Genomic DNA, 13869 nt, shown 5'->3' on the forward strand with positions numbered 1-13869 from the left:
ACTTGGGTCCGCCCGGTGTTTAGGTGCGGGGCGTTTAGCTGCGCATGAGACGGGAGATCGCGGCGGTTGCCTCTTTGACCTTGGCTTCTGCGATGGTCGGGTCGCCGGTGCGTTCGGATTCGACGGCGGCGCCGGTTACGCAGTGACCGATGTGCTCTTCGAGTAGGTTCAGAGAGACTGCGTGGAGCGCCTTGGAGACCGCAGCAACCTGGGTGAGGATGTCAATGCAGTACTTGTCTTCATCGACCATGCGGGCGATGCCGCGAACCTGCCCTTCGATGCGGCGCAGGCGCTTGAGGTGCGCCTCTTTGTTGGAGGTGTAACCGTGCTGGGTTTTGGGTGCCTCGCCGCTGCAGCATGCGCCGGTGTGCGCCTCGGTGGGTTCCTCAGTGGGGTTTTCAGTGGGCGTGCCGGATGCGGTGCTGACCTGGGTGGATGTGCTGTGACAGCACTGGTTGCTAGTGGTTTCCATGGCTCCATTATATACCCTAGGGGGGTATGCCACAAGGGGGTGTTACGGGTTGTTACGCGGTATGGGTGCGGGGGTTTGTCGATAGGGGGATTCTTCGATAGGTTACGGCCCTGTCGATAGGTTAGTGACTTTAATGCGGGTTAAAGACCCACCGTGAAGACACTAACCTACCGAAAACCTCTGTCTAAAAAGCAGGCGGCCCCCGGATGCACCAGGTAGGCGCGCGGGATCCGGTAATGACTTAGTGTTTTTGGTGATGAGTTAGTGACTTTAGGCTGGGGTTTTAACCATTACCAAAGGCGCTAAGTCATGACTCATTCTCTAACCGCTTGGAGGTGCCGCTTCTGCAGAATTTGTGCCATGATTTAGCATCTTCTGCCATAGCTTTTAACTACGACCAAAGATGCTAACCTATGGCAAAATTTTTCGGCACGGCACTGTAAAACAAAAGCGGCCCCGGACGCTTAGATGTCCGGGGCCGCCTGCTGCGGTTATTTATATGTTGGGCCAGAGCCGGTTTACATGTCGGGCCAGAGCCGGTTTACATGTCGGGCTAGTCACGATGCAACGAATATTCCGTATCCCCGTCCCCGTTGTCGTTCAGGTGCCAACGCTGACCGGTGCGAATATCGGCCTTACGCAGGCGCGGGTTCGGGTTGTCCGGCTTGCCCATAGTGGGGTCGTTTTTGCAGCCCCACCTGGTGTCGTCGTAGCTGCAGTCACCTGCCACGCGGCCAACATCGGTCCACCACACACGCACCAGCAGCGGGTCACTGGTCGCCTGCGGAGTCACCTCCATCATCTGCCACGGGCCACCATCCACACGGAAACGAGCCGTGTAGTGCACGGTCGCATACGCATGGAAGTTACCGGAACGCTGGTAGGCGTAACTGGTTTCTGTCTGACGCGGACGCTGACGAGGGTAGGTGGTGACCGGTTTGCCCGCGGTGTAATTGGTGTCTGTATCACCATTGCCGTACTCGATGAAGTAGGAGGAGGGCATGAGCTCAATTTCGACGTGCCCGGCGAGCATATCTGCTTCGAGACGGTAGGGGCCACCGTCATCGACGTAGAAGTTGATCTGGTCGCCCTTGTAGATGTTGGGGTCGCCTTCTGCTCGGCCGGTTCCTGCGGGGTTGTTGTAGGACTGGTGCAGGGTGGGCTTGCCGGGTTCTAGCGATTCTGCTGCATGACGGATTTCCTCCATGACTTCTTCGTAGGTTGGGCCGGTGGGGCCGGGGCTGTCGGCACTGGTGAGGGTGCGGGTATCGTTGGGAATGCAACTAGCAGAGGAGGGGCTTCGAGGACTTCCGTGGTCTACAGGAATGCCAGATTCGAGTGACATGTTTGTGAATTTAAATGTTCCTGCTCTTCCATCTTTGGTTGTGCACGACATAATATTGTGATTTTCATTAGCGTAGATAACTTTTACGCCGTTTCCCTGATTTACCGTGGAATAGGTATATTGTGGCTGAATTTCCTGGTCAGCGACACCAGAATTTCCGTGGCCATCATGATGTCCATCGGTTCCTCGTCGCGTAGTTGATTTCTTGACTTCGACTTGACATACCTTAGCGGAAGTTTCAGAACAGGAGGTAGTGACAACATATGCATTAGCTCCTGATACGCATTCTAAAACGGGTAAGAGTGCAATAGCAGCGGTGTAAGTTACCTTTTGTAAAGTACGCATATTAGTCATCTACTTGTTCGCAATTAGTAATTTTCCACGAAGAATCAGAATACTTAAACTCAAATTTCCAGGTGTCATTATCCTTCTGGATATTGACATCTCTGTGCCATTCACCAGTAGGCTCCACAAGAGTTATATAATTCCACTCACGATACGCCTTCCAAAAATAGGTTTCCCCATCCTCAGACCACGGATTTCCGTCAGCAATATAGTTGTCAATGCCATCAATAATCCAACCACCGCGCTTATACAAATCCTCAAAACTCTTATACCCTTCCAGTTCCTCCATAAAATCACTGGAAATGTATTTTCGAGATTCTGTAAAATCGCCTACCTGAATTCCATAATTAGTCCATTTAACCCAAGCGTCCATCGTCTTACGGATGCCTTCAATAGACTTTTCGCGGTAGCCTTCTTCCGGGGCATTGGGTTTCGGTACATTCTGAGCAGGGCCGTAGCCATCAGCCTTACGGTACTCTCCATCGGGCGCCTTCGATCCACCCGAATAGCCTCGAACAGTAGACGGGGTTGCACTCGCCGAAGGCGATCCAGACGCAGCGGCAGTAGCCGAGGTGGTCTCACTCGGCGCCGCGGAGGCGGTGGCTGCCGCCTCGTTATTTGCCTGCTGGCCGCACGCCGCAAGCAGGGCGCCAAGGCCCATGAGTGCGCCGCTGCCCAACAGGGTGCGGCGATTGAGAATGGTCGAATCCATAGAAGATACGCTCCTATCGTCGGTGATGGTGTGTTATTTAGCTACTGGTCAGGCCGTCTTTCGCAGGTCAAACTGACTACCGGAAGAAAAACAGCCCCGTAGTGCACCCAGCAAACGCGTCAATGCGCTATGGAACACTACAGTTACCACCCTACCGCATGTTTGTCGTCGTTTGTATTATTTTGAGGATGGTGACGGTGGTTGGTCATTATTCGGGCTTCTCAATGTTTTATGCATCAAATAAATCTGCGCCCTCGGAGGTGCCGCCTCAGCAGAAATTGGACCATAGGCTAGTATCTTCGACCATGGTTTTTAACTACGACCAAAGACGCTAACCTATGGCACAATTTTTCGGCACGGTAAAACAAAAACGGCCCCGGACGCACACGCATCCGGGGCCGCCTGCTGCGGTTATTCAGAGCCTACGAGGCAATCTTCGCGATCTGGAACATGGACGCCGGCATCGGGCGGTCCAACGACCAGCGAATATGCATCGGCTTGGAGCCCTCGTGGGAAATGTATTTCACGGTGCCCAGGCACATATAGGGTCTGGTGCCTATAGCATCCTTATTGTTGCGGCGAACGAAAAGAACGATACGATGCCCCAACTCTTCATGATGCTGGAAGAGCTGACCCAGTGAGCTTTCGGGGGTGGTTGTGTTCTGTGAGTCCCATGCGAACTCGTCAGTGCTAATGGCGTAGTCCTTGTACATGGTGGTTGGGGAGAAATGCTTTTCAGACTTTTCCAAATTCACCACAAGCGCAGTAGTGTTTGACGAGTTGAAGGTTCTGACTCCCTCCCGGAAACCGGTTGGCACACCAAAACTTGCCCCTTGACCCGCCAGCCCGGCAAACAACTCCTCACGAGAGTAGTAGGCGTGAGTGCGTAGTGGAATGTCTTCACCCTCAAAAAGTGGCAGGGTGGAGTTGGTGTCCAGAATGGCGTTGCGTTGCCAGATGCTCTCCAGTTCCTGCAGTATTCCGCCGTTCTTACGCAGGGTTGCCAGACCTTCGTCAAGGCTGAACCTTTCGGTTGAGCCTACCCACTTAGCATCCGGCCAGATGGAAAACAGAAGCATCCAGGCGTGGCGGCGCTGTTCATCGGTCATATCCTGCTCCAGGATGTTCGTGTTCAGCAGCTCCAGGTAGGCATTGATACGGAAGCTGTCGTTCACGTGTCTGAGTGCCTTAATGCGCCTATTCACTTCAAGAGAAATATTGTCCTGGAAGGGAACCACCAGGTCGGGGTACAGTCCACTCGCGGCCTGGAGGCTGGTCCAGGTCGTTGCGACGGGCTTAGTGACACCGGGCAGGGTCACCTTGCTACTACGGCCGTAAATCTGCGGCAGTCCCAATCCGTAGTGGTTGATGAAGTCAACGACGGTCGGGCGAATATAGGGTTCCGCAGAGTTTTGCTGCATATTTTCCAGGTAGTTCTTGACGGTGTCGATGAGGGCGTTTTTATTCATACGCAGGGACTCGTGAATTTTCATGAGAACCTGCTTCTGAGTCAGCTCGTCCAGATGGAAGTGACAGCCAGCCGGCAGTTCAGGGCTCTCAATGTCCCGCTCAGTCAAGGTACCCTGCCGCACAAAGGCGCGGTACTTGTGGTGAACCATGAAGTTCTTGTTCTGGTGTCCCACAAAGTCGAGGACCGTCAGAACAGATTTCAACGGCGCACGGCGCAGACCGCGGCCCAGCTGCTGCAGGAAGAGGGTGAGTGACTGGGTGGGGCGCAGCATCAGAAGCGTGTCGATGTTCGGAATATCGACGCCCTCGTTGAATAGGTCCACGGTGAAAATAACAGCAAGTTCATGATCGTCACTCATGAACTTTTTCATAACCTCATCACGACGTTTGGAGATATCATCTCCCACCAAGAAATCAGCGGGAATACCCACCTCGTTGAACTTCTGTGCCATGTATTTGGCGTGCTTCACGTTCACGCAGAACCCGAGCGCCTTCATGCGCAGGGGGTTGTCGACCTTCTCGCGTAGCTCCTTCACGATGATGCGCAGGCGGCGTTTAGCATCTTCATGGTCGGTGTACCGTTTTGCCAGGTCGTTTTCGTCGTACCGGCCACCCCGAATGTTGATGTGGCGCAGGTCGGTGCCGTCGGCAATACCGAAGTACTGGAAGGGTGCGAGGAGGTTGTCTTCGAGTGCGTCCCACAGGCGGATAGAGGTTGCCACGTAGCCGTCAAAGTACTTGTCGGCGATGTTCACCCCGTCTTCTCGTTCGGGGGTTGCGGTCAGGCCGATAAAATCGCGGGGCTTAAAATAGTTGAAAACTTTGTCCCAGCTGGCAGCTTCAATGTGGTGACATTCGTCCATGATGATGACGTCGAAATAGTCCGGTGCATAGTTTTCGAGGGCGGCACCTGACAATGTTTGAATGGTTGCAAAAACAGCCTCATTGTATTCAGGCTTTTTGCCGCCGGTCAGGAGCTCACCGAAATTACCTTTTAGCATGACGTCGCCGAAAGTGCGGCGCGCCTGGTCAAGGATTTCTTTGCGGTGCGCAATAAAAAGCAGCTTCAGCTTTTTGCCGGACTGCTCGCAGAGGCGCCTGTAATCGAGAGCCGAGAATACGGTTTTGCCGGTGCCGGTTGCGGCCACGGCGAGGTTGCGGTGACGACCCTTAGAACGAGCGTTCTGCATTTCTTCAAGCATGCGTGCCTGATGCGGGAACGGGTGCACATCCAGCAGGGACGAGTCGATATCGTACTCCAGGCCCTTGCTTTTACGGCCGGTAATATCCGCCTTGGCCAGGACAGTGTCGAGCTCCTGTTTCTCCTTGTCAGAGGCGGTGTAAAGAGTGAAATCGCCGCTCTTCCAGTAGCTTTCAAAGAGGCCCTCAAACTGGCGGATCAGGCCGGGCGTAATCGGGTTGGAGATACGAACATTCCACTCCAGGCCGTCAGTGAGCGCGGCACTGGACAGGTTCGAGCTACCCACATAGCCGGTGGACATGCCGGTATTGCGGTGGAACAACCAAGCCTTCGCGTGCAGGCGGGTGCTGTCGCCCTGGTAACTGATTTTTACCTCGGCACCGTACTTTTCAACAAGGCGGTCGATAGCCTTGCGGTCGGTTGCGCCCATGTAGGTGGTGGTAATAATGCGGAAAGGAATACCGCGATTTTTAATAGCTTTAAGCTGCTCACTCAAACTATTAACGCCGGACATTTTAAGAAATGAGCAGAGCAAATCTACACGGTCTGCACTTTCTAATTCTTTCTGAATTTCAGTATTGAGATTCAGGTCTTTAGAAGTATTCGTCATTAGAGCAACGTCGCTCAGAGGAATATCGGGGCGTGTAGTTTTTGCGTCAGTGAGGGTGAGCTCGCGCATCTGAATTACGTTGCTGTCGTCATCGGTCAGCAACGAGTCGTTTTGCTCTTCGGCATCCTGCGGTAGGAGCTCCATCATGCGGTTGACGAGTTCCACCTGGTCTGCGGGGGTTTTGAGGCTTTCGAGGGCGGGGGCCAGCTGGGTGGCGAAGAACTGGGTGAGCAGTTCGGGGATGTTGTAGTCGTCCTTTTCGAGGATTTCTTCCTGCCATTGCGCGCCTTCAGGGATGGCTCGGCTCATGAGCGATGCGCTCTTGAGATGTTCGTAGAGCCCCAGGGGGAGAGTTTCATCAGTCGTGGTCATAGCAGCAGCCTAGCAGCCCGGGTGGTTTGCCGCTGCTTGGGTGGTCACCGGTTCACGGGGCAGGGGACTGAATCCTGTAATTACAAAAAATTCTGCCCCACATGCACAACATTCACCAGTAAAAATGCTATTGATTCACATCACATGCTGGTGTTCTTAGGTATCCTTGGAGTAATACTCAGACAGAAGCTCTCCCTCCACTTCGAAAGGGGCCGCATGAAAACCTTCTGGACCAACCTACCCCTCACCATCCGCGCGGCAGCCATCTTCTGCTACGCCTACGTTGCGGTGCGCATCCTCAACCTCTTTGCTGAGGCAGGCACCGCACCGCTGACCCCGCGCACATTCTTTGACGGTGCCCTCACCGCCGTGGTCGTCGTCGGTGCTCTCGCCCTGTACCTGGGTAACGCGCTGGGTGCTGCTCTGCGCGCCCGGCGAGAAGGCTACGAGCCCCGCCCGGTCGGCATCATCGTCGCTTATGCCCTCTTCGTGGCGGCGTGCACCTACCTTGCCTGCCGCCTCATCGCCTACACCGTGGAGGCGGGTCTCACCTGGCTCTTCCCGCCCGCCCTCGGCCAGGTTCTGGCCGCCGTGGGTATGGCTGTTCTTGGCGTGATTAACTATGTGCGCCTTGACCGCCGCACCCGCAAAACCTAACCAGGGGAGCGGCACCAAAAATCCCTGTAATTACAAAAATCTCCCGCATCGGGTGGAGCACACCTTCACGGCATGCTCCGCCCAGAGCGGGAGATTTCTATATCAACGGACCGCTGCAGCCTTCACGCTACAGCGCCGCGTGCACCTTACAGGCTCTGTGCCTGAATTGCGGTGATCGCAACGGTGTTGATGATGTCCTCAACGGTGGTACCGCGCGACAGGTCGTTCACAGGCTTACGCAGACCCTGCAGAACCGGGCCCACAGCGGCAGCACCCGAAGACTGCTGAACAGCCTTGTAGGTGTTGTTACCGGTGTTCAGGTCGGGGAAGACGAATACGGTAGCCTGACCAGCGACCTCGCTGCCGGGCAGCTTGGTTGACGCAATGGACATGTTCGAAGCAGCGTCGTACTGAATCGGGCCCTCAACCGCGAAGTCGGGGTTCGATGCGCGCACGAGCTCGGTTGCCTCACGCACAACGTCCACGTCTGCGCCAGCGCCGGAGGTGCCGGTCGAGTAGGACAGCATAGCAACCTTGGGGGTCACACCGAACTGGCGTGCAGTCTCTGCGGATGCCTTCGCGATGTCGGCGAGCTGCTCTGCGTTGGGGTTCGGGTTCACTGCGCAGTCGCCGTAGACCAGAACGCGGTCTTCCATCAGCATGAGGAAGACGGAGGAGACGATCTTGGTGCCGGGGCGGGTCTTGATGAACTCGAGCGAGGGGCGGATGGTGTTCGCGGTGGTGTTCACGGCACCGGAAACCATGCCGTCGGCGATGCCCTTGTAGACGAGCATGGTGCCGAAGTACGAGGGGTCGGTCATGCGCTCGCGAGCAGCCTCGATGGTAACGCCCTTGTGTGCACGCAGCTCAGCGTAAGTTGCTGCGAAGTCCTCGGAGTACTCGTTGTTGTCGATGTCGATGATACGAACGGTGCTGGGCAGTTCGATACCTTCGGCCTGGCAAATCTCTGCGATCTTGGCGGGGTTGCCGAGCAGGATCAGGTCGCAGAAGTCGCGGCGTGCAATGATTTCGGATGCACGCAGGATTCGTACGTCGTAACCCTCGGGCAGGACCACGGAGCGGCGGTTTGCGCGTGCGGTCTCGATGAGGTTGTGCAGGAAGCGCAGCGGGGTCATGGATGCGGGGCGCTCAATTTCGAGGCGGGCGAGCAGTTCGTCCTTGTTGACGTGCTCATCCCAGCCGCCCATTGCTGCTGCAAGCTTGCGATGGTGGCCGCTTTCGAGGGTGCCGCGGACGCGGGAGACTGCGCGTGCAGACTTGAAGGTGTCCTTGGTGGTGGACAGCACGGGGAACGGTGCGTTGTCGATGAGGGAGCCGACCGCGGTGTTCTTGCCGGGCAGTGCGTCCAGGCCGCCGGTAAGCAGCACGCCGGAGGGTGCGGGGAAAGTCGGTGCCAGTGCGGATGCGAGGGTTGCTGCGACGATGTCTGCGCGGTCGCCGGGGACGATGACGAAGTCGCCGTCAACGAACTGGTTCAGGAAGTTGGAGACGTTCATTGCTGCGACCTTGATGCCGTGGATGTCGCGGCTGAGGTCTTCTGCCTTGATGCCTTCGGTGTCGAGCTTGAGGGCTTCGGCAACCTCACCGACGGTGGGCGCGGTCAGTTCGGGGATTTCGGGCAGTACGTAGACGGGCAGGTTTGCGTCGCCGCGCTTGACGGACTTTTCGATTTCTTCGCGCAGTTCGGGTTCTGCACGGCCGACGATGATTGCGAGCAGGTCTGCCTTAGATGCGAGCAGTTCGGTGCGTGCCACGTCGACTGCGGTGACTGCTTCTTCGACGGCTGCCTCGTGTGCGCCAACGATTGCGACGACGGGCAGGCCGAGGTCACGTGCAACCTGGACGTTTAGGTCAAATTCGACTGCGAGCGCGTTGGCGGGCAGGTAGACGCCGTCGACGATTACGACGTCGCTGTGTGCTGCGACCTTCTCGTAGGCGGAGACTGCGCGTGCGGAGATTTCTTCGGTGTCGCCTTCTGCGATGAGTGCGAGTGCGTCGGTCATGGAGACTGCGCCGCCGACCTGCTCTTCGGCCAGGCCGAAGTGTTCACGGATGAGGCGTGCCATGGGGTCGTCGGCGATGGTTGCGCCGTCGAAGACGGGGCGGAAGAAGCCGACGCGGTCTGCGCGCTTGATGAGGGAGTCTGCTAGGCCCAGGGCAACGAGGGACTTGCCCGAGTTCTGGGACATAGCGGAGAGGTAAAGACCGGTGGTCATTGTTTTACTGTCCTTCTATGCGATGTTCGGCGCTGGGTCCCGCGGTTGCGCAGGGGTGTATGTGCTCCTGTGCGCGGGTGCGTCGAGCTTATATGTCATCTTCTATCTTAAGGCGTAGTGGGGATGGTGCCTAACAGGGGTGTTGCGTGCTGTATCGTGTGGGGTGGATGCGCGGCTGTTGGGGGATGGGTTGTTTTGTGTGTCGCCTCCTGGTGTGGCGTACCGTTTAGGGGTTGAGGATGCGTGTGTATCGGAGACTGTGGCCGGGTTCCCAGGAGCCGCGTGCCGCGAATTTGATGCTGCTGCGCTGGTAGCCGAGGCGCTCGTAGAAGGAGAGCGCTCGTTCGTTTTCTGCCATGACCCACAGGTAGGAGTTTTCGTCCGGGTAGATGACGGATTCGTAGAGTGCCTGTCCGAGGCCGGTGCCGTGCGTGTGGTTGAGGGTGTACAGGTGCGTGAGTTTGCGGGTGCCTGCGGGCAGTTCGGGGAGGTTATCTGCGCGTTCAAGTTCCCAAGCGGATTGTTCGCATAGGGAGAGCACCAGGCCGACCGGCTTATCCCAGTCGATGCGCGCGCCGATGGAGCAGGAGAGTCCGCCGTCGGGGGCCCAGCCGGGTACGTCGTAGGCGAAGAAACCGCGCACGGTGGGGGAGGCTAGGTGGCGGTGGAAGTCTTCGAGGTATTTGTTGCGTTCGGCGCGGTGGCGGGCGGTGAAGCTTTCCCCGAGCCTGTCGAAGTAGATCGGGTCGTAGGTTTGCTCCATGCAGTCCAGCTGCAGGTTGACGTATTTTTCGGCGTCAGCCGGTTCAATCGGTGCGAGCGCGTAGCGGCCCTGACATACAAATCCCATGGGGTCTAGTCTACTCAGCTAGCCTCTGTGGAGGCGGTTTGCCGTGGGTGCGTACGCTAGGGGCGTGCGGGTGGCAGCTAGTGGGCTGTGGCGATGAGGCGGCTCTGTTGCTTTGGGTCGTGTCGGTTAGGCTAGTGGGTATGGCGAAAAAGAGCAGGGCACCGAAGAAAAGCCAAAGGGCGCAGAAGAACCGCATTGATGATACTGAGAAGACCCCCATGCAGGGTGCCATCGCTGGCGTGTACCCCATCTCTACGGGTGAGGCGGAGCTGGTCCCCGACGGCTACCACGCCGACGGCTGGCTCCTGCTCATTAATGGTGTGCAGTCCTCCCACGTAATTGTGGGTGAGCCCCGTCAGCTGGATTTTGAGTACATGCGCTGGATTGCTGCGGTCGTCTCCTTGCACGTGGAGGAGCACCTGGACGCTGCGAAGCTGCGCATCACTCACCTGGGCGGCGGCGCCTGCTCCATGGCGCGCTATTTCGCTGACCTGTACCCGACCAGCCGCAACACGGTCGTTGAGCTGGACGCCAAGCTCGCCGAGTACGTGCGCGTCTGGTTCGACATCCCCAAGGCACCGCGCGTGAAGATCCGCGTGGGTGAGGCGGGTGCCGTCACCGCAGCCTTCGCGCCCGCATCCCGTGACGTGCTGATCCGTGACGTGTTCGCCGGGGACATCACCCCCGAGGCGCTCACCACCGTCGAGTTCACCCGCACCGTTGCCGAGTCCCTGGCACCCGGCGGCCTGTACATCCTCAATTGCGGTGACGGGCCGGCGCTGACCGGTGCCCGGGCCGAAGCGTCCGCCCTGCTTGAGGTGTTCGAGTACGTGTGCATTGTGGCGGATTCGGCAATGTTGAAGGGCCGCCGCCGCGGTAATGTTATTATTGCTGGCTCCCACGCGCCCCTGCCGGAGGCTGGTTCCGTGCAGGCTGCCGCTATCGCCCGTGAGCTCATGGGTGGAGGCGTGCCCGCCCAGTACTGGGACACCGCCCGTGTACGCCAGTTCGTGAGGTAGCGGTTTCAGCTACTATATAGATTTTTCGGCCATAGGTTAGTGACTTTGGTGGGGGCTTTTAACTACTGCCAAAGACTGTAACCTATCACCGAAATCGGCGGCCCCTCCACAGCAGACGCTACTATAGTGGCATGCGATACACCTACCTTGGCCCCTCTGGCACCTTCACCGAATCCGCCCTGCTGAGCGTCCCCGGCGCATCCGACGCCGAACGACTCCCCGCCACCAGCGTGCCCGATGCGCTCGCACGCCTGAACGCGGGCGAGGTGGACGCCGCCATGGTGCCCATTGAAAACTCCGTGGAGGGCGGCGTGAGCGCCACCCTAGACGCTATCGCAGCCAGCGAAGGTGTACGCATTATCCGCGAGGTGCTCGTACCGATTCGATTCGTGCTGGTGACCGCGAAACCCATCAGCATCGAGGACGTTAAGACCATCTCCACCCACTCGCATGCCTGGGCGCAGGTGCGCGGCTGGGCGCAGGAGAACGTGCCCACCGCCGCCTACCTGCCCGGCTCCTCTACCGCCGCCGCAGCTGTCGATCTGCTCGAAGAGGGCTGCACCTATGATGCGGCAATCTGCTCCCCGGCACTGCTGAACTACCACCCGGAATTGCACGTGTTGCAGGATAATATTGGCGACAACAAGAACGCCGTAACCCGCTTTGTGCTGCTCTCCCGCACCGCCGACATCCCCGAACCGACCGGATCAGACAAAACCACCCTGACCGTGCCGCTACCCACCAACCGCGCTGGCGCCCTACTCGAACTGCTCGAACAGTTTTCCGTGCGCGGCGTGAACCTCTCCCGCATCGAATCGCGCCCCACCGGCGAAGGCATGGGCTCCTACTCGTTCAGCATCGACGCCGACGGCCATATTTATGAGGCACGCATGCGCGACGCCCTGCGCGGTCTGCACCGTGTCTCCCCGACGCTGAAATTCCTCGGATCTTACCCGCGCGCCAACCACGAAAACACCGAAGTCGATGCCATCCACTCCGACGGCTCCTTCGACGCCGCACACGAATGGGTCGAGTCGCTCTTCCCGAACGGCCGCCCCGCACACCTGCAGCGCCACTAGCGGCACCGGCGGTACCACCAGCCGCCCACCGCTAGACACCCCCGCACCTACCCGCGAAAACCCCGCCCACAACCCACCGCAAGATTAGGTAGGATAAAACAGTGATTGATATTAACCTCCTCCGCGAAAACCCCGACCTCTTCCGCGCCTCCCAGCGAGCACGCGGTAAGGACGAAACCCACGTCGACCGCATCCTCGAAGCCGACACCGCACGCCGCACACTCATCGGCGAATACGAGACCCTGCGCGCCGAACAGAACGCCTTCGGTAAGACCGTCGCAAAGGCACCCAAGGAAGAAAAGCCCGCCCTCGTTGCACAGGCTAAGGAACTAGCAGCCCGCGTCAACGAAGCAAAGGCAGCCTCCGAAGCAAAAACTGCTGAATACGAGGAACTGATCAGCAGTATCGAAAACCTCATTATCGACGGTGTACCCGTTGGCGGCGAAGACGATTACGTAGTCGTTAAGAAAGTCGGCACCCCCCGCGACTTCACCACTGAAGGCTTCGAACCGCGCGACCACCTCGAGATCGGCGAACTCGTCGACGGCATCGACATGGCACGCGGTGCAAAGGTCTCCGGCGCACGCTTCTACTTCCTCAAGGGCCAGGTAGCACGCCTCGAACAGGCACTCATGTGGATGGCGCTCGACCTCGCAACCGAGCACGGCTTCACCATGATGACCACCCCCACCCTGGTACGCCCCGAAATCATGAACGGCACCGGCTTCAACGTCAAGCACGATGACGAAATCTACCGCCTCGAACGTGACGACCTGTACCTGGTCGGCACGTCCGAGGTGGCGCTCGCCGGTTACCACACCGACGAAATTCTCGACTTCGAGAAGGGCGCGAAGAAGTACCTGGGCTGGTCCTCCTGCTACCGCCGCGAGGCAGGCTCCGCAGGTAAGGACACTCGCGGTATCATTCGCGTGCACCAGTTCAACAAGGCTGAAATGTTTGTCTATTGCCCCGCTGAGCAGGCAGAAGAGATGCACGAGAAGCTGCTGTCCCTCGAAGAGGAAATGCTGCAGCGTTGCGGCCTGGCATACCGCGTGATTGACACCGCCGCAGGTGACCTGGGCACCTCCGCAGCACGCAAGTTCGACTGCGAGGCGTGGGTCCCTACCCAGGGCACCTACCGTGAGCTGACCTCCACCTCGAACTGCACCACCTACCAGGCGCGCCGCCTGAACATCCGCGAGCGCACCCCGGACACCGTAGATGAGGCAGGCAACGTGCGTAAGGGCCGCACCCGCTCCGTAGCGACCCTGAACGGTACCCTGGCGACGACTCGCTGGGTGGTTGCCATCCTGGAGACTCACCAGCAGGCTGACGGTTCTGTTGTGATTCCGGAAGCACTGCGCCCGTACATGGGTGGTGCCGAGGTCATCCCGGCAGTAGCTGCTGAATAAGGGAAACCCTGCCCGCTGAGTAATCTCACAACCAGCCGAAAAACCCGCTCACCGCGTAAACGGTGGGCGGGTTTTCGCGTATCCCGGT

General features: G+C 58.3%; 10 protein-coding genes. 4 read left to right on the top strand and 6 right to left on the bottom strand.

What is annotated here, in order from left to right:
- Positions 1-34 precede the first annotated feature (34 nt).
- The 4 genes from QFX07_RS00470 to QFX07_RS00485 all read right to left on the bottom strand — a co-directional run bounded on the left by QFX07_RS00470 (position 35) and on the right by QFX07_RS00485 (position 6527).
- Positions 35-472: a metal-sensitive transcriptional regulator gene (locus QFX07_RS00470; RefSeq protein ID WP_256500171.1), complete on the bottom strand. Its 438-nt coding sequence runs from the start codon at positions 470-472 to the stop codon at positions 35-37.
- A gap of 553 nt (positions 473-1025) precedes the next feature.
- Positions 1026-1817: a hypothetical protein gene (locus QFX07_RS00475; protein ID WP_279754461.1), complete on the bottom strand. Its 792-nt coding sequence runs from the start codon at positions 1815-1817 to the stop codon at positions 1026-1028.
- A gap of 346 nt (positions 1818-2163) precedes the next feature.
- Positions 2164-2874 (bottom strand): DUF6318 family protein, encoded by a 711-nt coding sequence (locus QFX07_RS00480; protein WP_279754462.1) that lies wholly within the window; start codon positions 2872-2874, stop codon positions 2164-2166.
- 422 nt (positions 2875-3296) lie between these two features.
- Entirely contained in the window at positions 3297-6527 is a 3231-nt protein-coding gene (locus QFX07_RS00485) for a DEAD/DEAH box helicase (protein ID WP_279754463.1), read from the bottom strand.
- 216 nt (positions 6528-6743) lie between these two features.
- On the opposite strand from QFX07_RS00485, the gene QFX07_RS00490 reads away from it, so the two are divergent.
- Complete coding sequence (locus tag QFX07_RS00490) at positions 6744-7184, top strand: hypothetical protein (RefSeq protein ID WP_279754464.1); 441 nt, start codon at positions 6744-6746, stop codon at positions 7182-7184.
- Positions 7185-7330: 146 nt separating this feature from the next.
- Here QFX07_RS00490 and pta read toward each other — a convergent pair whose 3' ends face one another.
- Entirely contained in the window at positions 7331-9421 is a 2091-nt protein-coding gene (gene pta / locus QFX07_RS00495) for a phosphate acetyltransferase (protein WP_279754465.1), read from the bottom strand.
- Positions 9422-9647: 226 nt separating this feature from the next.
- The gene (locus QFX07_RS00500) at positions 9648-10271 is read right to left on the bottom strand and encodes a GNAT family N-acetyltransferase (RefSeq protein WP_279754467.1); all 624 of its coding nucleotides are present in this window, start codon (positions 10269-10271) and stop codon (positions 9648-9650) included.
- Positions 10272-10411: 140 nt separating this feature from the next.
- Between QFX07_RS00500 and QFX07_RS00505 the strand changes: the two genes are divergently transcribed.
- The 3 genes from QFX07_RS00505 to serS all read left to right on the top strand — a co-directional run bounded on the left by QFX07_RS00505 (position 10412) and on the right by serS (position 13781).
- Positions 10412-11290, top strand: a complete 879-nt coding sequence (locus QFX07_RS00505) for a spermidine synthase (protein WP_279754468.1) — start codon at positions 10412-10414, stop codon at positions 11288-11290.
- 131 nt (positions 11291-11421) lie between these two features.
- On the top strand, positions 11422-12369 hold the full coding sequence (gene pheA, locus QFX07_RS00510) for a prephenate dehydratase (protein ID WP_279754470.1): 948 nt from the start codon (positions 11422-11424) through the stop codon (positions 12367-12369).
- A 101-nt stretch (positions 12370-12470) separates the two neighbouring features.
- Positions 12471-13781 (top strand): serine--tRNA ligase, encoded by a 1311-nt coding sequence (gene serS / locus QFX07_RS00515; RefSeq protein WP_279754472.1) that lies wholly within the window; start codon positions 12471-12473, stop codon positions 13779-13781.
- Positions 13782-13869 lie beyond the last annotated feature (88 nt).

It is taken from the genome of Rothia similimucilaginosa (assembly GCF_029850985.2).
Lineage (GTDB): Bacteria > Actinomycetota > Actinomycetes > Actinomycetales > Micrococcaceae > Rothia.

Excerpts from the sequence above, each read along its gene's own strand:
- QFX07_RS00470 (WP_256500171.1), bottom strand. The coding sequence starts at position 472 with ATGGAAACCACTAGCAACCAGTGCTGTCACAGCACATCCACCCAGGTC.
- QFX07_RS00475 (WP_279754461.1), bottom strand. The coding sequence starts at position 1,817 with ATGTCACTCGAATCTGGCATTCCTGTAGACCACGGAAGTCCTCGAAGC.
- QFX07_RS00480 (WP_279754462.1), bottom strand. The coding sequence starts at position 2,874 with ATGGATTCGACCATTCTCAATCGCCGCACCCTGTTGGGCAGCGGCGCA.
- QFX07_RS00485 (WP_279754463.1), bottom strand. The coding sequence starts at position 6,527 with ATGACCACGACTGATGAAACTCTCCCCCTGGGGCTCTACGAACATCTC.
- QFX07_RS00490 (WP_279754464.1), top strand. The coding sequence starts at position 6,744 with ATGAAAACCTTCTGGACCAACCTACCCCTCACCATCCGCGCGGCAGCC.
- pta (WP_279754465.1), bottom strand. The coding sequence starts at position 9,421 with ATGACCACCGGTCTTTACCTCTCCGCTATGTCCCAGAACTCGGGCAAG.
- QFX07_RS00500 (WP_279754467.1), bottom strand. The coding sequence starts at position 10,271 with ATGGGATTTGTATGTCAGGGCCGCTACGCGCTCGCACCGATTGAACCG.
- QFX07_RS00505 (WP_279754468.1), top strand. The coding sequence starts at position 10,412 with ATGGCGAAAAAGAGCAGGGCACCGAAGAAAAGCCAAAGGGCGCAGAAG.
- pheA (WP_279754470.1), top strand. The coding sequence starts at position 11,422 with ATGCGATACACCTACCTTGGCCCCTCTGGCACCTTCACCGAATCCGCC.